The 239-nt window shown below is 56.1% G+C and carries 1 protein-coding gene; it reads right to left on the bottom strand.

What is annotated here, in order from left to right; all coding sequences use genetic code 11:
- Window positions 1–44: 44 nt before the first annotated feature.
- Window positions 45–239 (bottom strand): hypothetical protein (locus SB725_RS33680; RefSeq protein WP_410923756.1); only part of this gene is annotated, 195 nt, incomplete at its 5' end.

The following is a 239-nucleotide window of genomic DNA, read 5'->3' as shown; positions in this document are numbered from 1 at the left end:
AACAGAGATGGTACGAAAGTTAGCTGTTTGACTCATCTGCCCTATTACTCCTCGCCAGTCGAACGAACCTGTTGGTGCAGGTCGGCGAGTTGCTCCAGCGTATCCGACACGCAATCGGAAATGACAGCTTCCAGCTCCGCCTCACCGAGTCCGGCAATCTTCGAGCGCAGCCCCGCTTCTATGACCTCTGCCAAACCAAAATCTTGGTCGTGGCCCGTGACGCACTGCGTGCCTTTGAC

It is taken from the genome of Pseudomonas sp. SIMBA_041 (assembly GCF_046535095.1).
Lineage (GTDB): Bacteria > Pseudomonadota > Gammaproteobacteria > Pseudomonadales > Pseudomonadaceae > Aquipseudomonas > Aquipseudomonas mucoides.
This window is presented reverse-complemented; position numbering and strand designations above follow the sequence as displayed.